This is a genomic window from Bacillus sp. REN16 (assembly GCF_020731355.1).
Classification (GTDB): Bacteria; Bacillota; Bacilli; order Bacillales; family Bacillaceae_L; genus Ferdinandcohnia.
The window spans coordinates 1-26,766 of sequence record NZ_JAJFZK010000020.1 but is presented as its reverse complement, the minus strand read 5'-3'; the positions used below and the strand labels follow the sequence as shown (position 1 = coordinate 26,766).

General features: G+C 37.6%; 24 protein-coding genes, 1 pseudogene and 2 riboswitches. Of the genes and pseudogenes, 19 read left to right on the top strand and 6 right to left on the bottom strand.

The window, feature by feature from the left end:
- Nucleotides 1–208: 208 nt before the first annotated feature.
- The 18 genes and pseudogenes from LKW28_RS19915 to LKW28_RS19830 all read left to right on the top strand — a co-directional run bounded on the left by LKW28_RS19915 (nt 209) and on the right by LKW28_RS19830 (nt 21,611).
- On the top strand, nt 209–895 hold the full coding sequence (locus LKW28_RS19915) for a GntR family transcriptional regulator (RefSeq protein ID WP_229142168.1): 687 nt from the start codon (nt 209–211) through the stop codon (nt 893–895).
- A 58-nt stretch (nt 896–953) separates the two neighbouring features.
- Complete coding sequence (locus tag LKW28_RS19910; protein WP_229142167.1) at nt 954–2,003, top strand: NAD/NADP octopine/nopaline dehydrogenase family protein; 1,050 nt, start codon at nt 954–956, stop codon at nt 2,001–2,003.
- A gap of 33 nt (nt 2,004–2,036) precedes the next feature.
- A complete protein-coding gene (locus tag LKW28_RS19905; protein ID WP_229142191.1) occupies nt 2,037–2,786 on the top strand; it encodes an amino acid ABC transporter ATP-binding protein in 750 nt (249 codons plus the stop codon).
- A gap of 29 nt (nt 2,787–2,815) precedes the next feature.
- Nucleotides 2,816–3,655, top strand: coding sequence for a transporter substrate-binding domain-containing protein (locus tag LKW28_RS19900; RefSeq protein ID WP_229142166.1), 840 nt, complete (start codon nt 2,816–2,818; stop codon nt 3,653–3,655).
- Nucleotides 3,656–3,979: 324 nt separating this feature from the next.
- Nucleotides 3,980–4,672 carry an amino acid ABC transporter permease gene (locus tag LKW28_RS19895; RefSeq protein WP_229142165.1) on the top strand — a complete coding sequence of 231 codons (693 nt, stop codon included), beginning with the start codon at nt 3,980–3,982 and terminating at the stop codon, nt 4,670–4,672.
- A gap of 10 nt (nt 4,673–4,682) precedes the next feature.
- A complete protein-coding gene (locus LKW28_RS19890; RefSeq protein ID WP_229142164.1) occupies nt 4,683–5,372 on the top strand; it encodes an amino acid ABC transporter permease in 690 nt (229 codons plus the stop codon).
- Nucleotides 5,373–6,055: 683 nt separating this feature from the next.
- Nucleotides 6,056–7,609, top strand: a pseudogene (locus LKW28_RS19885) (YifB family Mg chelatase-like AAA ATPase).
- Nucleotides 7,609–8,187, top strand: coding sequence for a transposase (locus tag LKW28_RS19880; RefSeq protein WP_229142163.1), 579 nt, complete (start codon nt 7,609–7,611; stop codon nt 8,185–8,187). Before LKW28_RS19885 ends, LKW28_RS19880 begins: the two are co-directional and overlap by 1 nt.
- Before the next feature lie 154 nt (nt 8,188–8,341).
- The gene (locus LKW28_RS19875) at nt 8,342–8,653 is read left to right on the top strand and encodes a DUF2442 domain-containing protein (RefSeq protein WP_229142162.1); all 312 of its coding nucleotides are present in this window, start codon (nt 8,342–8,344) and stop codon (nt 8,651–8,653) included.
- A 433-nt stretch (nt 8,654–9,086) separates the two neighbouring features.
- Nucleotides 9,087–9,189: riboswitch (SAM riboswitch) on the top strand.
- Between the two features lie 312 nt (nt 9,190–9,501).
- Nucleotides 9,502–11,052: an amidohydrolase family protein gene (locus tag LKW28_RS19870; protein ID WP_229142161.1), complete on the top strand. Its 1,551-nt coding sequence runs from the start codon at nt 9,502–9,504 to the stop codon at nt 11,050–11,052.
- A gap of 16 nt (nt 11,053–11,068) precedes the next feature.
- Nucleotides 11,069–11,743 (top strand): AroM family protein, encoded by a 675-nt coding sequence (locus tag LKW28_RS19865; protein WP_229142160.1) that lies wholly within the window; start codon nt 11,069–11,071, stop codon nt 11,741–11,743.
- Nucleotides 11,744–11,773: 30 nt separating this feature from the next.
- On the top strand, nt 11,774–12,574 hold the full coding sequence (locus LKW28_RS19860; protein ID WP_229142159.1) for an IclR family transcriptional regulator: 801 nt from the start codon (nt 11,774–11,776) through the stop codon (nt 12,572–12,574).
- A complete protein-coding gene (locus LKW28_RS19855) occupies nt 12,574–13,977 on the top strand; it encodes a dihydroorotase (protein WP_229142158.1) in 1,404 nt (467 codons plus the stop codon). The genes LKW28_RS19860 and LKW28_RS19855 overlap by 1 nt, the downstream gene beginning before the upstream one ends.
- 43 nt (nt 13,978–14,020) lie before the next feature.
- Nucleotides 14,021–15,280, top strand: coding sequence for a Zn-dependent hydrolase (locus tag LKW28_RS19850; RefSeq protein WP_229142157.1), 1,260 nt, complete (start codon nt 14,021–14,023; stop codon nt 15,278–15,280).
- A gap of 32 nt (nt 15,281–15,312) precedes the next feature.
- Nucleotides 15,313–16,920, top strand: coding sequence for a urocanate hydratase (hutU, locus tag LKW28_RS19845; RefSeq protein WP_229142190.1), 1,608 nt, complete (start codon nt 15,313–15,315; stop codon nt 16,918–16,920).
- A 52-nt stretch (nt 16,921–16,972) separates the two neighbouring features.
- Nucleotides 16,973–18,448 carry an aromatic amino acid lyase gene (locus LKW28_RS19840; protein ID WP_229142156.1) on the top strand — a complete coding sequence of 492 codons (1,476 nt, stop codon included), beginning with the start codon at nt 16,973–16,975 and terminating at the stop codon, nt 18,446–18,448.
- A 129-nt stretch (nt 18,449–18,577) separates the two neighbouring features.
- Entirely contained in the window at nt 18,578–20,182 is a 1,605-nt protein-coding gene (locus LKW28_RS19835) for a BCCT family transporter (protein WP_229142155.1), read from the top strand.
- Between the two features lie 181 nt (nt 20,183–20,363).
- Nucleotides 20,364–21,611, top strand: a complete 1,248-nt coding sequence (locus LKW28_RS19830) for a YjiH family protein (protein ID WP_229142189.1) — start codon at nt 20,364–20,366, stop codon at nt 21,609–21,611.
- Nucleotides 21,612–21,942: 331 nt separating this feature from the next.
- Here LKW28_RS19830 and LKW28_RS19825 read toward each other — a convergent pair whose 3' ends face one another.
- The 3 genes from LKW28_RS19825 to LKW28_RS19815 form a co-directional block, all read right to left on the bottom strand.
- The gene (locus LKW28_RS19825) at nt 21,943–22,488 is read right to left on the bottom strand and encodes a PilZ domain-containing protein (protein ID WP_229142154.1); all 546 of its coding nucleotides are present in this window, start codon (nt 22,486–22,488) and stop codon (nt 21,943–21,945) included.
- A 110-nt stretch (nt 22,489–22,598) separates the two neighbouring features.
- Nucleotides 22,599–23,159, bottom strand: coding sequence for an EAL domain-containing protein (locus LKW28_RS19820; protein ID WP_229142153.1), 561 nt, complete (start codon nt 23,157–23,159; stop codon nt 22,599–22,601).
- An 89-nt stretch (nt 23,160–23,248) separates the two neighbouring features.
- A riboswitch (cyclic di-GMP riboswitch) is annotated at nt 23,249–23,336 on the bottom strand.
- Nucleotides 23,337–23,775: 439 nt separating this feature from the next.
- Nucleotides 23,776–24,654 (bottom strand): M15 family metallopeptidase, encoded by an 879-nt coding sequence (locus tag LKW28_RS19815; RefSeq protein WP_229142188.1) that lies wholly within the window; start codon nt 24,652–24,654, stop codon nt 23,776–23,778.
- Between the two features lie 388 nt (nt 24,655–25,042).
- On the opposite strand from LKW28_RS19815, the gene LKW28_RS19810 reads away from it, so the two are divergent.
- The gene (locus LKW28_RS19810) at nt 25,043–25,180 is read left to right on the top strand and encodes a hypothetical protein (RefSeq protein WP_229142152.1); all 138 of its coding nucleotides are present in this window, start codon (nt 25,043–25,045) and stop codon (nt 25,178–25,180) included.
- A 6-nt stretch (nt 25,181–25,186) separates the two neighbouring features.
- On the opposite strand, the gene LKW28_RS19805 is transcribed toward LKW28_RS19810, so the two are convergent.
- The 3 genes from LKW28_RS19805 to LKW28_RS19795 all read right to left on the bottom strand — a co-directional run bounded on the left by LKW28_RS19805 (nt 25,187) and on the right by LKW28_RS19795 (nt 26,707).
- On the bottom strand, nt 25,187–25,579 hold the full coding sequence (locus LKW28_RS19805; protein WP_229142151.1) for a DnaD domain protein: 393 nt from the start codon (nt 25,577–25,579) through the stop codon (nt 25,187–25,189).
- Between the two features lie 210 nt (nt 25,580–25,789).
- On the bottom strand, nt 25,790–26,098 hold the full coding sequence (locus LKW28_RS19800; protein ID WP_229142150.1) for a hypothetical protein: 309 nt from the start codon (nt 26,096–26,098) through the stop codon (nt 25,790–25,792).
- Between the two features lie 105 nt (nt 26,099–26,203).
- Complete coding sequence (locus tag LKW28_RS19795; RefSeq protein ID WP_229142149.1) at nt 26,204–26,707, bottom strand: competence protein ComK; 504 nt, start codon at nt 26,705–26,707, stop codon at nt 26,204–26,206.
- Between the last annotated feature and the right edge of the window lie 59 nt (nt 26,708–26,766).

Sequence of the window (26,766 nt, the reverse complement as noted above, 5' to 3'; positions counted from 1 at the left end):
AAACGGTTGAGTTTAAGGAATATGATGATGGTTTTAATCCAGACACAGACAGTCAAATCTAAAATGACCATGAAGTCAATAATAAAAAGTGTTAATGGGGGGTATGAAAATTAGGAATAGTCTGCAAATTGTTATTGTTTTTTGAATATTGTGTGTGTTAAAATAATTGTATACATTCATACAATTATTTTTAAGGTGGTGAAGTGAATTGAAGGGGGAAAAAGGGACTGGTAGGGTCTCAACTAAGGATGTCGCTTATGAGGAATTAAGGAAAAGAATCATAAAATGCACTCTGGAACCTGGTCAACCTATTGTAGAAGATGAGTTGGCAAAAGAGTTAGGAATTAGCAGGACACCACTGAGAGAGTCTTTACAAAGACTTGAAATAGAAGGATTAGTAATCCGAAATGTGAATGGTAGGAGTAACGTTGCACCTGTATCCATCCAAGAAGTAAAAGAAATATTTATTATACGGAGTAATTTAGAGGGAATTGTAATTGAAGATGCGATTGATAATATTACTGAAGAGGAAATTGAACACTTAACATACCTCGTTGAAATACTCAAGATCTCTGCAAACTTAGAAAACTATGAAACAATCGATAACCTTGGTGGCCAATTTCATGAATATATTTATCAAGTAAGTCGAAATAAAACAGCTGTAAAGTTTCTATCACAGCTAAACAGCTTAATCAACAGATACAGGCGTTTGGCACATAGGCATATTATTGATACTAAAAAGTCAGTAGATGAACATAGGTATATTCTTGATTACATAATTAAAAAAGATAAGGTTAATGCAGTAGCAGAAATTAAAAAACATATTTTAGGCTCTATGAACCAGGCAATAAAGACAGTCGAAAGTTACAAAGAATCGGCTGCTAACAATAAATAGGTTAATAGTACAAGATGTAAATCGATTGGGAAACAAAATTTGCAAGGAGGAAAATAACATGACATATGCCGTAATTGGTGGAGGTAATACAGGACAAGCTATAGCGGGATATCTTACATTAAAAGGGGAAAGCGTGAGGTTGTATACACGTGATCCAAATAAGGCGCAAAGAATATCAGAAGAGGGTTTAGAAGTTACAGGGGTATATTCCGGAAAAGCACACTTTAATGCGCTCACTTCCATGGAAGAGGTTATTTCGGATGCTGAGTTTATCATTGTATCTACGACTGCAATGGGACATAAACCAGTTGTAAATCAAATTAAACCATTTTTGAAAAACAATCAAACCATTGTGTTTTTCCCTGGATATTGGGGTGCGATAGAATGTGAACAGATATTAGGTTCCGAAATAATTCAAGATAAAAACATTAAGATTGCTGAAACAAGTGCCATGCCTTTTGTTAGTCTAGCGGATAATGCTGGTTCAGTAAATATAAGTAAAATTAAAAATAACGTGCTTATCAGTACATTAAACAGGGAGAATTCGATTGCGACATCATTCATGAATAGGTTTCCACAATTAGTTCCAGGAAATAGTGTTTTTGAAACATCATTGAATAATTCAAATTTTGTTATCCATCCTCCAATTACCGTTTTTAACGCGGCAAGGATTGATGTGGCAGAAACTTTTCGATTTTACCCAGATGGAGCGTCACCTTATTCAGTTAACTATGTTGAAAAGATAGATTTAGAGAGACTGCAAATTGCAAATTTACTTAAAGTTGATACTCAAAGTATTTTGACTGTCTTGAATGAATTTTATGATAAAGAGTATCCAAGCCTGTATGAAGCCTTACCAGGATTATTCCCATCTGGAATAGCTCCTACCACCTTAAATTATAGGTATATGACAGAAGATATACCATTTGGCCTTGTTCCTATTTCAGAACTAGGAAAAATATTGGGAGTTGAAACACCGTATACTGATTCCATCATTAGTACGGCATCATTACTGATGGATAGTGATTACAGAAAGGAAGGGATTCATTTTAATGGGCTAATCAAGGAGGACCTACTAAGTATGCAAAAGGTGTTAAAACCAGAATAGTATTATACAAAATGTTTGGGGGAGGCGGTTATTATTTTAACTATAAAAAATTTGCGAATTTCATTTAATAATAATGAAGTTTTAAAAGGAATAGATTTATCGGTTAACAAGGGGGATGTAGTGTCCTTTATTGGACCAAGCGGAACAGGTAAAACAACCTTGTTAAAATGTGTTAATTATTTAGAAAAGCCATATGAAGGCGAAATTCAATTGGGTGATTTATATCTAGACTATAAAAATGTAAAAAAACAAGATATTCTTATGTTTCGCCGAAAGACTGCCATGGTATTTCAACATTTTAATATTTTTAAACATAAAACGGTCATACAAAATGTGATGGATGCACAAATAGCAGTTCAAAAAAAATCTAAGGAAGAAGCATACGAGAAAAGTTATAAGGAATTAGAAAAGGTTGGTTTAAAAGAAAAAATAGATGAATATCCTTCTAGTTTATCTGGAGGGCAATTACAGAGGGTAGGCATTGCACGTGGTCTGGCGCTTGACCCAGAGTTGATTTTATTCGATGAACCAACATCAGCGCTTGATCCAGAATTAGTAGAGGAGGTGTTGCGGGTAATTGAAGATGTAGCGAAATCAGGCATGACGATACTTTTAGTGACACATGAGATGGACTTTGCAAAAAGCATCTCGAATAAAGTTGTTTTTATGGAAAAAGGACACATCGTAGAAGAAGGGCCTCCTGAACAAATTTTTGGAAATTCAAAGAATGTGAGAACAAGACAGTTTCTGAAAAACTTTTATGCAAATGTAGAAAAACAATAACAATTTTAAAAAGAAAGTGGCTGATTACAATGAAGAGAAAGTTAATTACGTTCACTATTTTTATATTAGTTTTAATACTAGCTGCATGTAATTCTGATTCAGTTGATAATGAAACAACTAAAGCAGATAGTGATAGTGATTCAGAAGTTAGAACAATTAAAGTAGCAACTGGACATACTTCTAAACCATTAAGTTGGGTAGATGACGATGGTGAAGTTACTGGTTATGAACCAGAATTAATAAAAGAACTTGATAAAATACTAGAAGACTATGAATTTGAATTAATCGCTGTTGAAGATTCAGCAGGTGAAACAGGGTTAGCAACTGGAAAGTATGACATGCTTGCTGGTGGTTTAGGTTATACCCAGGAACGTGAAGAACAGTATTTAATCCCTGAAGAATCTAATGGGCGTGCTCTGATCAAAATTTATGTTGGAGAAGATAGTGGTATAGAGGGAATGGAAGATTTAGCAGGAAAGAAAATTTCACCACTTTCACCAGCCGGAGCAACTTTGAAAGCGGTTCAGGACTTGGAAAAGGAAAATCCAGAATATAAACTCGAATATGAATTAGCAGATGTTGGTATACCTATTGCGGACAGACTTAAGGAAATAGGGAACGGTAAATATGACGCATTGTTTTATCCATCAAGTTATGGACAAATCAAGATCATAGAGGAACAGAATTTACCTGTTCGTGCTACTGATCCAATAAAAATTATTCCAACCTACTTTATGATACACAAATCAGAAGAAAATGAGAAGTTGAGAGATGCAGTAAGTGAAGGTATAAAAGAATTGAAGGATAATGGCACACTCTCTGAGCTATCTATTGAATTTTACGATGAAGATGTATTCCAATATGATTAAACTAATTAATGATATCGGAATGTTCATTAGTAAATAGCTTGTTATCCGGGGTTATTTAGTTAAGTATTGAGCCCCCTCAAGAAATTAGATACATCCATATTCTCTTTTATGAAGCCTTTAATTCTGGGAATCAAATAGTGAGAAGAGAATATGGATGTAAACAAACACTAAAATAGATATGCCTCGCAAGACAATGTCTTTAATGATATTAATTCTAATTTAAAGAAGCCAATCATCGCAAACTAGCAAAACATCTACTAGCAATACTACACTATATACACAAATCGAAATATAGACAATCATCATTGGAGGGAGGAATTACATATGGACATGCAGGGATTACTACTGGAGTTTTTAAGGGTTTTACCCATTAATATTATTATTATAATTATGTCGGCGGCACTTGGATTGCTATTTTCTGTTTTGTTAACAATGGTAAGAATAAAAAGGATTCCTGTAATAAGTCAAATAGCGGATTTATATGTTTCTTTTGCCCGAAGTGTTCCCGGGTTGATATTACTGTTTATTGCCTATTTTGGTATTCCAAAAGTTGTAAGTTTAATGGGTTTTACGGGGGAAGTAAGTCCAATAAACGCTGCAATTATCTCCATGGCATTTTATCATTCAGGATATATATCCGAGGTATTTCGTCCAGCATACCTATCCGTTGCTAAAGGGCAACATGAAGCGGCAGACAGTTTAGGCTATACACCTACTAAAAAGTTTTTCAGAATTACCCTTCCACAGATGATACCTGTCGCCCTTCCTGGATACGGAAATGGTTTAGTTTATTTAATTCATGACACCTCACTTATCTTTGCAATTGGTGTAATTGATGTGATGGGAAGTGCTGAACTATTTATAGCGAGATCCTACGGTACAAATCAAATACTCATTTACTTTATCATCGCCTTGATATTTTCTGCAATGTGTTTTACAGCTGATGGGCTAGTCAGAATGTTTGAAAATAAAACAGCGAAATATCATTCAGATAGTGGTATAACGAAATCGAGCTAGGGGGCCAAAAATGTTTGACTTAAAAGCTTCATACGATATGTTTTTAGGGATACTGACAGTACTTCCCCAAACCTTGCTATTAGCGATAACAATACTTGTTTTATCAACCCTTTTGGGAGTGGTTATGGCTATAATCCAACAATATAAGGTTCCAGTATTGACCCAACTAATTGGATTATTTAAGTTGTTTTTGAGAGGGACACCCATGGTTGTTTTTTTATATTTAATGTACTATGCATTGCCAGCAATTGGGCAAATTGTCGTATCGCTACTAGGTATTAATTATAATATGGATAATTTATCGCCAGTTATTATTTTAATCGTCACGGTTAGCCTAACATTATCCACCTTTCAAACGGAAATTATACGAGGTTCATTTTTAGCGGTAGATTATGGACAAATCGAGGCAGCCCACTCTCTAGGATACAGTTTCTTTCAAACTTTTTGGAGAATAATTGTCCCACAGGCCTTTGTACATGCAGTACCCGATTTCGCAAATTCTTTTACAGTTGCAATTAAAGCCACGTCACTTGGTTTTTTAATCACAGTAATCGATATATTTGCAAAAGCAAAAATTATGGCAGCCCAGAATTTTCGCTTTATTGAGGCATTTTTAATGGTAGCACTAATATATTGGGGTGTGGGTACATTAATAACGAAGATTTCAGATAGGTATGAAAATGATGTAAGAATAAAGTGATCGAATGGGGGTATATGGTATCTCCTCTCTATTTCTATAAAATAGGAACCGTCACAGTGACGCCCCGAAGTTTGTCGAAGATTGGTAGATATATAGGGTAGCGGGATAGAGTAAACTGCAATTGAAACTGAATATCGGAGGGTGGTTGGTTGTTGCTCTTCTTTCATGATCTTTCATGGGTCGGAAGGGAGGTGATAATCATGGAAACATTTCTTGAATTTCTACGAGAATTTCTGAAAGGGATAGTGCGAGAAGTCAGCGCTTATTTTTTTCGGAAAAACATACTAGAGAACAGGAAAACCACCCCTCGCCGTAGTAAGCAGGGTGGTTTTCGAAAAACAAAATAGGTTTTGACAACCACCACCCTGTCGGTAGAGGTTACAAGCACTTCGTCTTTTTAGTATATTCTTATTATACATGAAATAAACCATGATATAAAGTGCAGTCTGTTTGGTTACTGTGAATAGCTAGTTTACTTTATAAAACTTTTTTTGCATATTTTGCAGGATTTTGTATGGTTTTGTAGAATAGGGGATTTATAAAAGCGTTCTCCGTTATTCTCCGAAAGAAATTTTCAATCTATTAACTGTGATAATTCACCGGTTCGCCCAATCTTTTTGCATTTTTCTTATAACGAATCTAATTTCCGGCATTTTTAAAAATAAATAATTGGAGGCTTCTGTATGACTGTTAAGGTTTCAAGTATTGGTTTAAAAGGTCTAGAGGGTTACCGTGTTCAGGTAGAGGTGCGGATTACGCATGCTACGAAAGGGATGGTGATTGGAGGGCTACCAGATGATTGGAGGGCTACCAGATGCGTCTGTAAAGGAATCACGGGAGCGGGTATTGGCTTCGATTGCTCATTTTGATCTTGATGTGACCGATAAGAAGGATGTTGTCAATCTTTCACCGGCTGATCAAAAGAAAAATGGCGCACTTTTTGATTTAGCAATTGCGGTTGCAACATTGAGGGAATTGGGTGAGATTAAGAGTGATATTTCGAGTGAGGTGGCATTCATTGGTGGTTTATCGCTTGATGGCACGGTGGTAAGCGGTGATGGCATTTTGCCTGCTGTACTTGTTGCTAAAAGAGTTGGGATTTCTAAAGTGTATGTACCGTATGATTGTGATTTGCCGCTTCATATGATCAAGGATATGGAATGTATTGTTGTACACCATATTGAGGAGGTCGTCCAACACTTAGAAGGGCAAGAGCAATTTTCATTTTCCCCCTTAATCTCTTCTGTCACCCCGCCCATACAAACTTCAGAAAACCATCAAAAGGACTTTTGTCATGTGATTGGCCATGAACAGGCTAAAAGGGCCTTGGAGATTGCGGCAGCAGGTGAGCATAATCTCCTTATGAGTGGTCCACCTGGATGTGGAAAAAGCATGTTGGCTGAAACCTTTCCGTCCATTTTCCATCTTTAACAAATCAAGCTCAGTTAGAAGTGATTAGTCTGTATCAGTTAGCGGGTGAGAAACGTACACAGAATCAAAATGTTCCCTTCAGGCACCTACATCATTCTGCATCAGTTGTATCTATTATTGGGGGTGGCTTAAATCCACGACCAAGTGAAATCTCAATGGCTCATCGTGGGATTCTTTTCCTTGATGAGATTGCGGAATTCTCCAAGAAGACACTTGATATGTTACGCCAACCACTCGAAACTGGAACGGTGCCGATTAGTCGGGCTCATTCTACTGTTACATATCCTTCAACTTTTATCCTTATCGGGGCAATGAACCCTTGTCCATGTGGCTACTTAGGCTCCACACATCATTACTGCACATGTTCTCAAAAACAAATTCAGACTTATCGAAATCGACTATCAGGTCCAATCTATGACCGAATTGATATTCTGTTGTCGTTACAATCAGTAAATATCAACCAGTCATCGAAGCAGCAAGAATCATCATCTGATATACGAAAACAAGTAGAATGTGCTCGTTTACGTCAGCATGATCGATTTAAACAAGAAGTGACCAATGCAAAAGTACCATTTGATATTTTAATGGAAACGAGCTCTTTAAGTGGGGAACAGAAAAAGATGCTGACACATGTTTCAGCCAAACAAAGCTGGAGCAACCGTGTTCAACTAAAAATCATTCGCCTTGCAAGGACGATTTCTGATTTGGCAGAAGATGAAAGGATTTCCGATCAAGCCATTTGGGAAGCGATGACGCTTAGGCGATGGGAGTTGAATAAACAACAAGTGATTGCGAGGGAAACATAATGCCTTATAAGAAACGAATTTTTATACCAGGGCAGTTTTACCATATTGTCTGCCGGGGGAATCGTAGAGATCCATTATTTCGAAATGCTAGTGATTTTGAAGCGTTTCTCCACATCATTCAACAACTCTATGAAAAAAAACCTTTTGAAATGGCCTCCTATTGCCTCATGAACAATCATTATCACTTACAGCTACGCTCATTTGAAACACCTATTTCCAAAATCATGGGCCTGATGAATAAACGCTATGCCAATTACCATAATACAAAATACCGTCTCACTGGCCATGTATATGAGAAGCGTTTTTACGACAAAGTAATTGGGACAAAGGAAGGCATGTTGGAGGTAAGCCGTTACATTCATCTCAATCCCGTCGAGGCTAAAATGGTAAAACTGCCAGAAAACTATCCGTGGAGTAGCTATAAGTATTATAAGAATGAGAATAAAGACATTCCGGCTTTTATGAATGTTAGGAGTATACTGGATTACTATGAAGGGACACCATCGGAACAGAAGAGGAAGTATTGTGGAGGGGTGGGGAACGGTCACAGTGACGCCCCGAAGTTTGTCGAAGATTGATGGATATCTTATGGAATTATTGGTAACCATTGTTGGTTTGACGAATTGTATTGCATCAATTAGAATAAATTCTTTTTTAATCGCTATATACTAGAAGGCGGTGGGAATTAATTGCCTCAAAAGGTCCCACCACTTTCTTAGGAGGTGCTATTTTATGGTTCTAATAAAGGAAGCTGAGGTTGTGCCAGGTCTTACAGGATGGCTGCTTATTGAGTTCGATAACGGGATCCGAAAACTTGTAGACATCAACCCACAAATGGAAGGAGTCTTACAAAAGCTAAAAGATCAAGAGTTTTTTGAACAAGTATATGTAGATCCAGAACTTCATACAATTTCATGGCCAGGTGAACTGGACTTAGACCCAGATAATCTGTACATCGAGGGAATCAGTATTAAAGTAGCCCATAACCTTGCAAAAGCCATTAAAACAAAAACAATCTTTGCAGATTTCATTGAGCAATTGTAGGGACTGAGGGACTGGTTCACTGTCCCAAATCATTATCAACACCATATTTCATCAAAAATAAATTATTATAATAGAATATCTATATCGCGATTTAAGAAAATCTGTACCAATCGACCATTTTGCAAAAACACTAATTTCAAACAAACGATTGTTTAACGGCCTAAGTCAATAATATCGAGTAACTACAAATTCAATCAAACGTTTGTTTGATTTTTTAAAGTAAAGAATAAAGGATTGTGAACTCTACTGTTATACTATTAATTTAGTATTCTACGATAGGACCGAAGGACCTGTCCCTCGGTCCCACTCAATTAGGAAAACAGACGAGCTGTACTTTGTTTACAATAGTAACTTACAAGAAAATTTTAACTATTATTGACAATTCATTTTTAATAGAGTAAAGTAATTTCCATAATTTAATACTTCTGATTTTTTCTTATCCAGAGAGGTGGAGGGACTGGCCCTTTGATACCTCGGCAGCGGACTTATTTAAGAACTGTGCCAATTCCAGTAGCTTTAAAGCTAGTAGATAAGAAGAGTAGGTCACTTATATGTAATTTACCCCCTCTTCCTATTTTTAGAAGAGGGGTTTTTTTGTGCTTCAGGGATAGAGGGAAAGTTCCACTAGCGTTGCCCGATTACAAAATTGGCAAAATATATTACTTGTGTATAATAAATGCGAAATAATTTATAGAAAATTCAAAAAGATGATTGACACCCCGAAGGTTTCTTTCTATAATCTACATACCAAAAATAGAAATGAGTGTTTCTATAATAGAAACGTAAATTGGTTTTAGTTTTTATGAAGTACCAACGCAGTATAGGATTTTTATATAGAAGGAGGAAACATGGTTAAAAATAAAGAACATTATCTTTTATTAAAAGATGGCGAAATATTAAAGAAAAATAATAATGAGTGGCATGTGGTGAAAGAAGATGTATTGATTCGCAATAACCGAATTTTACAAGTTAAATCAAAGATTGATCCAAACGAGGATCTTCTTCATGGGAAGGTAGAAATAATTAACTGCCAAGGGATGGTCATATTCCCGGGGTTGCATAATTGCCATTCACATCTGTTGGAATATTGGCAGCGAAGTGTTCGCGATAATCTTCCATTAGAGCCTTGGGTACCATTTAAATCGGCATTAGATGTAGCCGTTAATTTAACACCAAAAGAGGTTGAATCAATAGAACGGCTTTCGGCATTGGAGTTGTTAAGAAACGGAGTGACAACAGTGCTCGACCACATGTTTTTACGTCCGGCTTTAACTGGTGAGTCGATTGAGTCCGCTTATAATGGGTTAAAAACAAGTGGGATTCGTGGGATTTTAGCCCCTAGCATTGTGGATGTATCCATGCAAGAAAATTATAGTCTCAAGTCATATCAAATTCCTTTGGAACATCGAGAAATTTTTGAAAAGCCCCCAGCTCTTACAGGAAATGAACAGCTTCAAATTGTCGAGGAGTCAATCCTTATGGCAAGAAAAGATGGAATTGAGCGAATGCAAGTAATTGTTGGACCAGGCGCCCCTACCTTCTGCAAGAAAGACACCTTTGAGAAATCAGTAGAATTAGCACACAGATATCAGACATTATTACATACTCACTTACTTGAAACGAGGCGTCAACGTATCCAATCACAAACGAATTTTGAAGGAGGAATTATTGCTTATTTAGACCGCATCGGAGCATTACACAACAATTTTATTGCTGCACATGTCATATGGATTGAATCCCAAGAAATGAGACAGCTAGCTGAGCGAGGCGTACATATTGTGCATAATCCATGCAGCAACTCACGAACAGGTAGTGGATTAAGTCCTGTTCTTCATTTAAGGGATGAGGGCCTAAATATCGGATTTGGCACAGATGGTGGTGATTCCAGTGATGCATACTCAATTAGCGATCAAATGAAATTAGCCGCACTTATTCATCGGTTATCAACACCGAATCCAGATTATTGGATTTCCGGAGAAGAATCCTTTGATATGGCGGTAACAAATGGCGCAAGAATGTTGACCAATCATGAAACTGGAAATATTGAGGTAGGCAAATTAGCGGACTTAGTCGTAATGAGGAGAGATTCTCGTTTCCAAAAGCCAGGTATGTTGGCTCGTCAACTTGTCCATGTTGGGCTTGGAGAAATCACGTATGTATTTGTTGATGGAGAACTTGTCCTAGACCATGGAAAACCAACACAATTTGATGAGGGAAGAGATGTCGAGGTTCTATATAACGTGATTGAGCGTGGTATGAAGGTTTATGATGATTCAATGATTCAAGCTGAAAAATTAAAACCATATTTAAGAAGCTTATATGACGAGGGTGTTGAAAGAATCAATCAATTCTATACTCCTCCAAGTCAATATCCAAATACAGCTAAACTAAAAAAATGATAATAGGAGGTGCGTGATGATTACTCTATTCACGATTGGTCAAACTCCACGACCTGATTTACTTGGACCATTTCAATATGCAAAATTTGAACAGGAACTGAATCTAGTAGGAGTACTTGACGAGCTTTCCGAGCAAGAAATTTTAAAGCTTCAAGAGCATGGGGGAGAACCATTGCTTTTTGTTCGAACAAGATACGGAACTGCCAATATTGGACATGATTATATTGAATCCAAAATGCAAGAATTAGTTAAAAAATATGAAACAGTCTCATCGGCTGCGGTCATTCTTTGTATGGGTGAGTTCGATTGTTCATCCAAAAGGATGCAAATTGTGCAGCCAGTTTTGGAAATGAGGGACAAAGGCAGAGAAGTACAAGACACGAATCGAGTATTAGTTTTTATTCCATTACAAGATCAGTTGGAGGATACAAAGAAAAAGTGGAGTGCTATAAAGGGAGAAAAAATCATTCGAACTGTAGAACCGGGAGCAATTGATACGCTTGAGCAAATGAAATCTCATATTGAGACGTTACAACCAGATTATGTTTTTCTAGACTGTTATGGATACGATGTTGAATTTTCAGATAGACTTGAGCAAACGTATGGGTGTTCGGTTTATGGACCGCAGAGCCTTGCAATTGAAAAACTAAAACAGATTGTCTTTCATTCTAGTAAACAACCAAGCAATTGATAAAAAATGTTAAATGAGGTGCTTCTTAGATTGGATAAATACCCTGATATTCTTCAAACATTAGATAAAGGACTACAAGTTATTTCATATTTAGCACAAATTAATCAATCAATTACAGTCGGTGAATTAGCTGGGGAGATGAAATTCAATAAACCCACTACTTTTCGTATTTTAAAAACTCTTCAAAAAAGAGGGTTTGTATACCAGTATGACGATGGGAGCTATGGTTTACGGGTTGAAGAATTTCAAATGATTGTTGACAAATTTGATTCTTCAATTAGTTTACAACGAATTGCTAAACCGGAGCTTGATAGGCTTTCACGGCTTTGTAACGAAACAGTCACTCTTTCCTCCCTTGTAGGAGACAAGGCGCAGTGCTTAGATAAAGTTGAAAGCGATGCACCTGTTCATGTTACACACTTGGTAGGTAGATTTTCTCCACTCTATGCTGCTGCAACAGGGAAAGCAATGCTAGCTTTTCTTCCAAAAAAAGAGTTATTTGATTATATTACCGAAACACCACTAGAAGCTTTTACTCATTCCACGGTAACCTCAAAAGAAACGTTAAACAACGAGCTTTTGGAGTCAAGAAGACGAGGTTATGCAATCAGTCATGGAGAACTTGATTTGGGAGTGAGTGCGGTTGCATCTCCAATCTTTAATAAGGATGCTAATGTTGTTGGGGCAGTGAGTATTTTGGGCATTACCGAGAGAATATCGATGGAAAACATCGAAAAATACGGAGAGCTTGTTGTGGAAGCGGGTTTGTTAATTTCGAAAAAATTAAATTACAATGGAACGATTCATTTGAAAGAAAGGAGTTACACTTAATGGCACATTATGAACAAATTATAAAAGGGAAATTACCACTACCAAATGGAACAATAGCAGATAACGCAGTTATTGCGATAAATAATGAAAAGATTGTAGCAATTTATGATGGAAATCAAGATGTAACGGCGGATTCAATTCTCGATACGAATGGCTCTTGGATATTGCCTGGAGGAATTGACGCCCACGTACACTGCTATAGCGAACCGCGTGAAGGAGTTAAAGGCGCAACCCGATCGGCAGCAGCAGGTGGGATTACTACAATTATTGAGATGCCATATGATGCGGATGAACCTGTTTGGAGTGCCGAAAAATTTAATAAGAAGCTTGATTTGATCCAAAATGAAGCGCATGTAGATGTTGCGGTTCTTGCCACTATTCGCCCAGGCGGTGATTTATCTGTTATTCATGAACTAACAGAAATGGGTGCATGTGGTTTTAAGATGTCAACATTCAATACACATTCATATCGTTTTCCACGCATTCATGAAGGTGAAATGGTAGCAGCTTTTAAAGAATTAAAAGAAGCAGGAAGAGCAGTTGGGTTACATGCGGAAAATGATGATATCGTTCGCTACTATTCTAAGCTAGTGGAAGACAAGGATCAAAAGGATCCGATGATTCATTGTGAAGCAAGGCCAGCAGTTGCCGAAGCAGCAGCTGTTGCGACGGCTCTAGAGCTTGCTAAATGGACTGGTGTTCACTTGCATTTTCATCATACAACAATTCCCCGTGCGATAGAGCTTGTTAAAAGATATCAAGAGGAAGGTGTAAAAGTGAGTGTTGAAACCTGTATTCAATATTTAACTTTTACAGAAGAAAATATGAAAACGTTTGGGGCAAAAGCAAAAATTAACCCTCCACTACGTCAGAAGGAAGATATGGAAGCCCTTTGGGAAATGTGTCAAACAGGGGATATCAGCTTTGTTGCATCTGACCACGCTCCATGGCAGCTTGATCGTAAACAAAGTGAGGTAATTTTAGAAAATGCCTCTGGTTCACCAGGTGTTGAGACCTTATTTCCAGTTCTATTCTCAGAGGGTGTCATGGAAGGAAGACTATCTATCTTTGATTTTATCCGTTTAATGTCTACAAACCCAGCCCGTGTATACGGATTGTCTGATCAGAAAGGTTCAATAGAAGTAGGTAAAGATGCTGATATCGTTATTATCGACCCTAACCAATCGTTCCTCATAAAAAATGAAAACCAACACAGCTTTGCGGGATGGAGCTTGTATGACAGGTATGAAGCAAAAGGGAAAATCACTCATTCATTTGTACGAGGAAAACTAGTTTATGACGGAGAAAATGTGGTTTCAACACAAGGACAGGGCCGTTTTGTTCGCGCAACACATGATTCACTGCTTCCGATTAAAGGTAATAAAGGGACTGTACAAGTGTAAATTGTTAAGTTACTAGATTATGAAAATTGTGGAGGTGATAGAAATGAACATCATAAATGCGGATCGCTTATGGCAAGATGTGATGGAATTAGCAACGTATACAGAGTCAGGTCAACCCTGGACCAGACGTTCTTTTTCAAAGCTCTATAATGAAGGGCGTGATTGGTTAATTCGAAAAATGGAAGCCGCTGGGTTAGAAATAGAGGTAGATGCCGCAGCAAATATCATAGGTCGGAGAGCGGGACAAAACCCTTCTTTACCTCCAATCGTTATCGGCTCACATACAGATACGGTACAAGATGGCGGGAGGTTTGACGGTATTTCAGGTGTGTTGGTGGGACTAGAGGTTCTCCGTACCTTGAATGAGAAAGGAATCATACTTGAATACCCAATTGAATTAGTTGATTTTACAGCGGAAGAACCATCTGAATATGGTTTGTCCACTGTAGGCAGCCGCGCTTGGTCAGGGAATTTGACTGAAGATATGCTTTCATATACGAACAAGGCAGGAGAAACATTAGCTGAAGCCATTAGACGGTCAGGCGGGAATCCAAAAGAAATTCATACAATCCAACGAAAAGCAGATACAATCGCCCTTTATTTAGAACTTCATATCGAACAGGGACCGGTATTGCTGAAAAAACAATCCTCATTGGGTGTTGTTTCTGGAATCGTTGGGATTCAACGTTATCATGTGACAGTAGAAGGACTGCCTAATCATGCGGGTACAACGCCAATGAATATGAGGAACGATGCATTGAATGGGGCATGTGAAATGTCTCTACAGTTAGAAAGGATTGCTAATGAAACCTATGATGCTCCTGTCGTAGGAACAGTCGGGGAATTTAATAATTTTCCAAATGGTTCAAACGTGGTTCCTGGGAGGGTGACCTTTTCCGTGGAAGTTCGTAGTATTTCATCAAATGTTATTGATAAGGTGTGTGAACATTTTATTACACAAGCAAATGCTATTTCGAATCGTCGAGGATTAAAAGTAACAATTGAATCAATTTCACGTTCGACTCCAATTGTCGTGCAAGATCAAATTAAATTAATGTTGCGCGAATCATGTGAGAAGGTCACGAATCCTGTTATAGAACTTCCGAGTGGAGCCGGACATGATGCAAATCAAATATCGTTAATTGGGCCTGTGGGTATGCTATTTATTCCATGTCGGGATGGTCGAAGTCATTGTCCGGAAGAATGGGCAGAAAAGGAAGATCTTGCCCTAGGTGCAACAGCCATTTTAAATATGGTACAAAGTTTTTCCAAAACTATATTAGAAGGGGGATTGATAAAGTGAGTTTTAAGACAGTTCCGGAGATTGGGAAGGAAATGCGTTGTAAAAGTTGGCTTACGGAAGGGATTCTAAGGATGCTTGAGAACACGTTGAATAATGGAGAGCGTCCTCAGGATTTAGTTATTTACGGTGGAACCGGAAAGGTGGCTAGAAACTGGGATAGTTTTTATCTGATTGTAGATGCCCTTAAAAACCTTAATGAGGATGAAACTCTAATTGTACAATCCGGTAAACCAGTTGCGGTTTTAAAAACACATCGCTATGCACCAAGAGTCATGATTGCTAATGCTCATTTAGTTAAATCATGGGAGACGTTTGGTCGTTTTCTTGAAATGGAGAAGCAAGGTTTGATGATGAATGGAATGTTTACAGCTGGTTCATGGTGCTATATTGGTACTCAAGGAATTTTACAAGGTACCTATGAAACCTTTGCAGCCTGTGCAAAAAAAGATTTTGAAGGTTCAATGAAAGGTCGGATCGTACTAACCGGTGGACTTGGAGGGATGGGTGGTGCCCAGCCGCTTGCTGTTAAGTTATTAGGCGGTGTTTGTCTAGTCGCTGAGATAGACAAGGAAAGAATTAAACGTCGTTTGGAGACTGGCTACTGTGATACTTTTACGGAAAGTATTGAAGAAGCGATTCAGCTTGCAATAGATGCAAAAGAAAAGGGAGAAGCAAAATCGATTGCCATTTTAGGGAATGCAGCTGACGTCTTTTCATCACTCTATGAATCTGGTTTCCGCCCAGATATTGTAACAGATCAAACATCTGCACATGATCCATTGTATGGATATATTCCATCTGGTTATTCGGTTGAAACGGCAAAGGAATTACGAACCGAGGATCCAGACGGTTATATCGAAAAAGCAAAGGAAACAATCGTTCGTCATATTGATGCAATGGTTCGTTTCAAGGATGACGGGGTCACGGTCTTTGAATATGGTAATTTTATTCGATATCAGGCAGAAGAAGCTGGATACCAATATTCAAAAAAAATAAAGGGATTTGTTGTTGAATATATCCGCCCGCATTTTTGTGAAGGCAGAGGTCCTTTCCGCTGGATTTGTTTATCTGGGGATGTTGAGGATCTGCGGAAAACAGAGGATGCCATTATGGAGGCATTTCCAGAAAATCAAACGATGATTAACTGGATTCAGATGGCAAGAAAGGTAGTACCAATTGAAGGCTTACCTGCACGGATTTGTTGGCTCAGTTTAGGAGAAAGGGCAAAGTTCGGGAAAATCGTGAATGACCTCTATCGACGTGGGGAATTAAAAGGACCTGTTGCTTTTAGCCGAGATCACTTGGATACCGGATCTGTTACAATGCCAAACCGAGAGACAGAAGGGATGAAGGATGGTACGGATGGGGTAGCCGATTGGCCCATTTTAAATGCATTACTTAATACGAGCGGGGGAGCAGACCTTGTGGCAGTCCATGGTTCAGCGGGAATGAACTCAGAAGGGTGGATGTCATCTGGATTAATTGTGATTGCGGACGGGACTGACGAAGCTGAAGCGAAAATTGAACGTTGTCTTACAAATGACCCAGCTATTGGAGTAGTTAGACACTTTGATGCTGGTTATGAGAAAGCGATAGAAACAGCGGAGCAATTTGGATTGAAAATACCGGGTCAGAGGTAATCGTTTGTTTTTTGAACTTTTGTGAAATTCAAAAATAGAGGGGGGAAGTATATTGGAACTTTCTAATTCTACCATTTTTATAGATACAGGAAAGAGAAATACATTACACGACATAATTTGTGTAGCTAGGAAAAATGCAAAGGTATCTGTTAGTGCAGAAGTCATGAAAAATTTACGGGAAGCACATGATAAAGTCAAATCATTTATCAAAAGTGAAACTTCCATTTACGGATTAACAACTGGTTTGGGATCACAAAAAGAGATCCGATTATCAGAAGAAAATCTTAGGAATTATAATGAAGCGATTATTATAGAACATGCAAGTGCAGTTGGACCAGAAGTATCAAAAGATGTTATTCGGGCTACGATATTTAATCGTTTATATGCTCTTGCCCAGGGAGGGTCGGGAATTTCTCCAGAAACGTTTCTGGCATTACTTAATTTACTAAATGCAGACATTACTCCAGTAGTGAACAAGTGGGGTTCAGTGGGCGAAGCAGATTTAGGCCAGCTTGGCCAGATCTCTCTTGTTTTACTTGGACATGGTACAGCCTATATTAAGGGAGAGAAAGTATCTGGAAGTAAGGCGTTAGAAATGGCCGGATTAAAGCCAATCATATTGCAACCAAGGGACGCATTAGCCTTAATTGGAACAAACAGTTTTTCCGCTGCAATCGCCGGATTAGCCATTTGGGATGCACAATCATATATGGATTGGTCATTGAAGACAACTTCCCTATCCTGGATTGCATTCAAGGCAAATCCGTCCCAGCTTCGGTCTGATGTTTTAACAATTCGAGGTAATGAAGTTTCAGAGATTGGTAGTCGCATACAAGAGTTGATTTCGGGTATTGAATACAAGCCTAAAAGTATACAGGATCCCCTTTCTTTCCGATGTGTCCCTCACGTTCAAGGAGCTTTATTAAACTATATGAATCGGTTTGAAATTTGTGTGCTAGATGAAGTATCCAACCCACTAGATAATCCATTTTTTAAAAAGGAAACATCCGAGTTAATTTCAATTGGAAACTTTGATCCTACCCAATTTACCATTGAATGTGATGCTTTGCGTAATGCGTTATTTAGAACAATTCTACTTCAGGAGAAGAGAGTAGGAAAGTTATTAACTACCTATTTCTCTGGATATCCAACTGGATTAGCTTTTCAAGAAGGGTATGCTGGCTTTGATGTCTTGCATCATACAGTGTTATCACTGGTTGGCAAAGTTGCAAGACTTGCACAAGTAACGTCACCACAATTCGGAATGGCTGCAGAAGGAGTAGAAGACTATGGAGCAATGGCGACAGAAGCCGCACAGGCATTGGAAAAAATGGTGCAAATTTGGCGTTTAATAATTGCGATTGAATTAACAGTCGCTACGCGTGCCTTAACGTTTTCTTCTGTTACTTTAAAAGGTCCTTTAAAGAGTTTAATGGAGGAATTGACTAGTTTAACAGTTTCACTCATAAGCCCATCAGAAAAAGTACGTGCTGTTGAGAACATGATTATTAATAAAACAACCGTATAAACTTTACTAAATAAAGCAACGGCATTGCTAATACTTTTAAGGGATCCTTCTACCTCTTGGATTACACTTAAAGAACAGTATTTAGAGTCGTTTGTCATGTGAAAAATTAAACCAAAAGGAGGTTATTTAATGAGTAAGTTTCGTCTTAAGGTAATTTCTGTTCCGATCATTATTTTTTTAATCATTATTGGTTCTAGTATGATTAATTCCAATGCGACTGCTACCTTTGTTACGGATATCTATCTTTTTATAGCAAAGTATTTTGGTGCTTTCATTCAGATTACATGTTTGATTTTCCTAGTTGGAATTGTTTACTTAGCTTTTTCAAAAACAGGACGTATTAAATTCGGTGGTAAAGATGCAAAAGCAGAGCTTTCTACCTGGGCCTACTGGACAATTGCTCTTTGTGCAGGAATTGGTACAGGTATTATGTTTTGGGGACCAATTGAACCACTCCTATTTACTTATCAAGTCCCACAAGGTGTAGACTTAGAGCCTGGCAGTGCGAGCGCCATTCAATTTGCTATGGCAAAATCATTTACACACTGGGCTTTTACACCTTATGCCCTTTATACGCTATGTGGAATAGCCATTGCTTATGCCGTATACAATATGAAAATGCCAAATACAGTTAGTAGTGGAATGACTCTTTTCTACGGAGAGAAGTTTCTTAAAAGTAAATGGAAAGATATTGTCGACATAATTGCCCTGATCGCTATATGTTCAGGTCTTGCAGGTGGTTTTGGAAATGGGCTTCTTCAGTTAGGATCAGGCGTTGAAATGCTGTTTGGAATTCCGTCAGGTCCAGTTGTTTGGATTCTACTTGCTATTTGCATTACGGTAATATATACAATTTCAAGTGTTTCGGGACTTCAGAAGGGAATAAAGTTCCTTTCTGATAAAAATACATGGATTTTTATTATTTTTATGCTGATTGTGGTTATCGCAGGACCTACTAGATACATTATCGACCTCACAACACAAGGTTTTGTTCATTACGTTAATAATATCTTTGAATCAGCTGTTTTTCTATCACCTGGTAATACGGATATGTGGCCAGAATGGTGGGATACATTCTATCTAGCTGATTGGTTATCGTTCTCACCTCTTATTGGTTTATTTCTGGCTCGCATTAGTTATGGGCGAACAATTAGAGAGTTTATTTTAATCAATTTAATTGCTCCGGGTATGTTTGCTGTCTTATGGTTTGGAACATTTGGTGGATTTTCCTTAAATTTACAATTAACAGGTGCGTTTGACATGATGAATTATATAAACACAGCAGGGTTTGATGGTGTAATGTTAAAGGTTGCGGAGTTTTTACCGTTAGGAAATATTATACAACCTCTTATCATTTTAACAGTTATGTTATCGTACGTAACAATGGCCGATTCTATGACTTCCTCTATATCGGTCATGTCATTGAAAGATTCCAATGTAAAAGAAGCTCCAATTTCAATTAAGGTTTTCTGGGGTACACTTATGGGTGCTTTAGCAGTAATATTTGTTACGGCAGGTGGTATTGAGGGTGTGAAAACACTTCTTGCTATTTTCGGATTACCTGTTCTAATCGTGATGATCATGTTGTTTGCGGGTATTTTTAAACGACTTGTTTTTGATGAGAACTACTCATTTGAAGAGATTGCAAGTAAAGGAGATAATCAAATGCAATCCTATTCAAAAGGAACTATTCCTTCAAGAACTGAAGATATACAGAAAGAATTTGAAGGTTAAAAGAAATGCTTAGTAATGTCGGGGCCTGACCTCGACTATGTATGTCGTTGGGAAATTTCTCCAGGGGATTAAAAGAAACAAAGGGGGATATAGGATGAGTCAAACAAATATTGATGCAAAGGGTAAAATTGATTTGCAAAGTTATACAGTTTTGGATATTGCAAAATTTTTATTAGCAAGTATGTTGGGGATTTTTATCTTCTTTATCCCAGTAACAATAGGGGGAACCTCCTCTATTATGTTGGACCATATAGTGACAGCAATAAGGAATACATTTCCTTCGATTGTGCCCTTTTATGCATTAATGCTTGTTCTTTTAGGCGCTGTTTATCCTTTTGTTACGAAACAATGGAATAATAGTAATACCGATATTGTTTTTAGTATTTTTAAAGTACTCGGCTTAATTTTTGCAACGCTTATCTATTTTAATTGGGGGCCAGGGTGGCTTCTCGCTGAGGATTCAGGGCAATTCTTATATGACAAACTAATCATCCCTCTTTCCCTCTTAGTTCCAATTGGTTCTGCATTTTTAATATTGATTGTTGGATATGGGTTGTTGGAATTCATTGGTGTTTTATGCAGACCAATCATGCGGCCGGTATGGAAGACACCTGGGCGATCAGCGGTTGATGCTGTTGCATCTTTTGTAGGAAGTTATTCGATAGGACTATTGATTACCAATCGAGTATATAAAGAAGGAAAGTATTCGATTAAAGAGGCGGCAATCATTGCTACTGGATTTTCTACGGTGTCCGCACCATTCATGATTGTAGTTGCAAAAACACTAGGATTAATGGAAATTTGGAATTTATATTTTTGGAGTGCTTTGGTCACTACATTCCTAGTAACCATGATTTCTATCAGAATACCACCTTTGAGTAAGAAAAGTACCGAATTTTATCTAAATAAACCAAACCTTGAGCCAGAAGTGAAAAGTAATTTAATTAAAAATGCTTGGAAGGAGGGGATGGATGCTGCCGGTAAGTCTCCTAGTATCTTGTCCAATCTCCAGTCAAATATGAAAGATGGATTTAAGATGACAATGAATGTCCTACCAACTGGTATGTCCATTGGGTTAATTGGTATTTTATTATCAAAGTATACTCCTATCTTTGATATATTTGGATATCTATTTCTGCCATTTACGTATGCACTTCAAATTCCAGAGCCAATGTTGGCAGCCAAGGCAGCATCCCTAAGCATTGTCGAAATGTTTATGCCGTCATTATTAATCGTAAGTGCTCCATTAATTACGAAATTCGTTCTCGGAATTGTTACCGTTGCCTCTATCATATTCTTTGCAGGAACAATTCCTTGTATAGTTGCAACAGACATTCCAATTAAAATGTCTGAACTAGTCATTATTTGGTTCCAACGTACCGTTCTTGCTTTAATTATCGCAACACCAATCGCCTATATATTCCTATAAGATGATCCCGTAGGCAATGGGACAGAGGGACAGGTCCCTCGTCCCATATTCTAGGTCACAGTGATGCATCGAAGTTTGTCGAAGATTGATAGAGTGTAATGTTTGCATCATATAATAAATTGGGAATGCAGCTGAATATTGGAGTGTGGTTGGTTGTCGCACTTCCTTCCTGTAATGGAGAGGAGGGGATGATCATGAAAACATTTCTTGAATTTCTACGAGAAGCTCTGAAAGGGGTAGTGCGCGAAGTAAGCGACTACTTTTTTCGTAAAAACATACTAGAGAACAAGAAAACCACCCCTCTCCGTAGTAAGTAGGGTGGTTTTTATTTTTAACTAATTTTATTCCTTTGTGCAACTTGATAATTATGCAGCGTTACGCTTAATCTTTTAATGTCACTAATGGATAAATCAATAAACTGGACACCGTATGCAACCGATTTACCTTTTATATGATCTTCTCTTCTAATAATTTTACCTTTTAATTCGAATTCTTCACCATGAAGGGTAAAGCTTATTTTCATTATAATATTGTATTTAACTGGGAATTCATAAGATGAATGAAACTTTAATCCGCCAATACTAATATCATTTATCATTCCATTGAAAGACTTATTTTTTAATGCTCCTAAAGAATGGTTCCCAAAATCTATAAGGGTAAATGTGCTTTCTATCCCAGGTAGACCGATTCTAAAAGAGTCTCTTTTTTCAAGGGGCTTGAACTTTTTTACTTTCATTAGTTGGCTTTTCAATGATTTGTTATTGGTATGCAAAGTCTCAATTAAATGAGTTTGCTTGACTAATCTATGTTCATCTCTAATAAATAAAATTAACAAAAAAACTAATAGAATAGTTTGCGAAAAAACGATGTAGCTCAAAAATTGTCACCTCAATTAAACAACTTTAAGGGATTTAGGCCTCCCTAATATATAGCCTTGGCCATATTTAACACCAATGGCTTTTGAAATAGCTAAATCCATTTCCGTTTCTAGANTAATTCTTGTTTTTTGGGTTCTCTGTATAAGTTGTTAGAAAAATATTTATCCAACTTAACGAAATCAGGATCTAACTCAATTATTGATCGTAGATTAGAGTTCCCCTTACCCACATCATCAATAGCAAATTTAATACCCTCTGTTTTTAATTCGGCAATATTCTTTTTTAGATTCGAGAAATCGGTAATTGCTTCCATTTCACTAATTTCAAAGATGACTTGTTGACTAAAGTAGTTGTTATCGGTAATAATTTTCTTTATAAAGGGCAGAAAATTTGTATTTGTAATGGTAGATGGAAATACATTTAAAAACAAATAGCCGTCCTTTCTGGAAAATCCTTCCGAATGGTAGGTAAATACAGCTTTGTGAATAGACCGCGAATCTAATTCATAAAGCTGTTTTTCTGTTCTTGCCAAGTTAAAAGTTTCTTCGGTATTTACATTATGTGAGGTTCTAATAAGTCCTTCAAAACCTATCCTTGTCCATGTCTGCATATCAATAATAGGCTGGAAAAAGTGTGAAAATAATTCATTTTGTATCAACTTTCTAATCATTTTAGTAATCACCTCCTTCGTTCCAATCTTCTGAACAAAAAAAGATGACTACACCGAAATAAAACGGGAGTCACCTTTTCTCCACTAATTTCGGTAACCCGACTACCATTGCAGGATTGCTGCTTTAGGTTCGTAGCTTTGCGTCCTTATCTTTCAATAAGTTTGCCTTTATCGTATAGCTCATTCAAATATAATTCTTTTTCCTTATATAGGATAAGACAAAAGTCGCGCTATTTCAACAAAAAACGACAAAATTAAACATGGAAACATGGAGACGGTTCCACTGTTTGCCTATTTTTTACATAATGCAAATATTCATAGTGGGGTGTCACAACGATGCCCAGTATAGCTGGTACTTTATTAATAAAAACGAATTATTATAATAGAATACCTATAAAACGATTTAAGAAAATCTGTACTAATCTGGCATTTTTCAAAAACTCCATTTTCAAACAAATGTTTGTTTAGCGATCTAGGTTAGTAATAACACGAAACAACAAATTCAAACAAACGTTTATTTGATTTTTTCGGGTAAAGTATGAAAGAGTGTGAATTCAACTGTTATACTATTAATTTAGTAGCCTAAAATAGTGTCTGCTGCATTCCTTCTGTGGTATTACTGATATCTTGTGATGATGACACCATCTACGTTGTTCCCAGAAACCTCATATTGAGACAAGATTGGTTCTACAATTTTTACTGTTTCTGAAGCAGGGTGGTATGTGATGAAGTATTCTTTTTCATCAACAGTTGTCTTCACGGTCTTTTCCTTTTTCAGATATTCTATGTATTCCTCCAACACGAGGTCCATTTCTTTCATGATCGCACTATGGGGCAAACCCACATAGCGAAAATGCCATGGTTCATATTCAATCCCAGTAATATCTGTTTTGTCCTTTGGATACCGCAGAATAAACCCGTATTTCCAAGCGCTTTCTTCCATCCATTTCCCTTCAGGTGCACTTTCCATTTTCATTAAGGTTGAACCAACATCTATTGATAACCCTAGATTATGTTCACTATATCCTGGTGGCAAGGCATAAGCAGAACCTAACTCATTATAGAGTCTTGCTTGCTCTTCAAAGCTGCGAAACCCACTATTCACAGAAAAGTGGACCAAACCATCCTTATTCGCCGCCTTCATCATGTTGGAAAATGCGAGTCCTACCTCTTTTGATATGGAGATAGAATCAATGCTTGTCCCAAATTGTTTCTTCATTTCTGCTATTGAGGATAACGGTGCGATGTCTTCTTTGATACTATTTTGCTTAATCGGAAAGGTATTGTTAACTAGCAGCAAGTCACCTCGAAAAACCTGATTCTTATAGATATCAATGGTTTTGATTTTCTGTACTGGCGGCTCTCTTTTGACCAGATTAGAAACAATTTTTACCTCAGGCTGTGCTCCTCCATTTTTATGAAAAAATGGACTGAAATTCACAAAAGAAATGCTAAGAATTAGACTCAATACTACTAGCGAAACCCACTTTTTGATCTGCTGCAATTTTTCCACCTCCTTGCAGAAAGCTGTTTCGGAACATGGGGACGGTTCCTGTGTTCGCCTATTTTTTTCCATTACAGTCAAATGTGCAATTATCTATATCTTATAATATCGCAACAATTGATATTTTTCTGTTACTTGTAGAAAATCTAATAATTTCCTTCATTTCATCGAGGTTATGGTGAATACTAAAGCTTATGTGAAAAAACATACAGCCGCAACTGTTTCAAATTTCAAACAAACCCTTGTTTGGTTGTGTTGGAATTAGGGTTAGTAAGTGTCCTTGTTTCTGGCTAGTATATTTTCGACCTGAATAATTCGCGCAAAGAGGTTTCATCCTAAGCCAAGGCAGTTTATTCACAAACGGGAGGTAAGGCGAGGGATGAACAAGAAACGCATTGAAACAATTGAAAACAATATAATCGCAGCAGCTATCGGGTTTATGATTGCCTATGTGATTGGATCGTTTATTTTTCCCTACGACCTAGGATCAGGGGCATTTTGGCAATTGTTTGAGTAGGTGGAACTATGAAGAGGGTTTAATTAGTATCACCCTTAGACTTTTCCGCATTTTTAAACGTTGCTCAAATAATGCCTTTTTCTCTTCGAAGCTAGGATTTAGTGGGTCAGAGGTTTCTTGTCCCTTATACTTTTTTAATCGATCCTCAAGTATTCTTTTCTTTTCTTCAAAGTCAGGGGTATGTTCAGGTTCATGATCTTGGTCACGATAATGATACCAGTCTGGAAGAAGTTCATGTCTGGTCGGCTTTTTTCTAGATTGGTGGTTCATTTGATTTTTATAGGCAAGGCGTGCAGCATGTACATCATCTAGGGTTTGGTGTCCTTTATCCTTCCAGTCACGTAGGACTGCTTCTACATAGTTCCAGCGCTTTGATGAATTTTCTACTGCCAGTTTCATAGCTTCTATCACAAGGGTCGTCCGATAGATCAATACACCACATGTTTATTTTTTTTGCTAGAAAGCCACCGATTGTTCCAAATCCATTTACCTCGAAGAATTGGAACGGGTCTTCTTTTTCACTGTTTTGCTGTAAATCTTCTGAAGAAGAAGAAGTCTCTGATGTAATCTTTGAAGTAATCTCTGTTGTAGTCTCTGGTATTGGTGTGGTCAGATTGAATTCCTCTGCGTGCCAATTTTACTTGATGGACATTCCATATCGACCATCTCGTCTGTCCATTCTGAATACTCCACTTGTTCAGGATGGTCTGAAGAGGAAGGTTCTTCTGCAACGATTGCATGGTCATCGGTCATTTTATCAATTTTTAGTTTCTCTATATTTTCATAAAGGATTGTATACCACTTTGTTTTGTCTATTTTCAACTTGTTGAAGTTATCGGAATGCAGGTAGCCGTTGTCTTCTAATTTTAGAATGGTTCTTTGAATGGTGCTTTTTGAGAGGAAAGGAATTTGTTCCATCATTTCATCGTAAGTGAAATACACCGGGGGGAACGTGGGGACGGTTCCGCCGTTCCCCTATTTTTTTCCATAAGTAGGACGGAGGGACAGGATCGTCCCACCTGATTAGATTCCTAGTAATGTATACGGGTGCATTTTTTCTTGAGGTGCATATTGTAAGATGCACATGCCGGTTCGTGTGTATTGCTTTTCTAACAGATAGTGAGATTCATTCATGGGTAGCACTTGTTGATTTTTGAAATGGATAATGGATTGGATAGTGTTGCTTGTTTGTTGGGATGGCACGATTGCTTTTATATGGTGGTAGAAGATCCAGTTGCACTCAAAAGCGGTAGGTGAGTGAGTGGGGAACGCGAAGATGTTTCTACGTGGGTTAATAGGGATGGGTACCTTTTGAATCGCACCAGTTAAGTGAGTGACGGCCTTTCGCCTGCCTTCGTATGTGGCGCCGCCTTCTAGGCAGGCTGCTTTGATGATTTGTAATGGTGTTTGCCGGACATAGATGATTTTGTGTTCCTCTTTGACAATCGCCGAGTACTCGATTTCCCTTGCAGGAAGGATTGCCATTGTTTGGGGGTTCACTTCATAAGTAGGTTGAATAATTTTCATGTGTTCGCTCCTTTTTTGTGGTGGTGGTGCGGGGGATTTAGAATTACCGAGTTAATAAG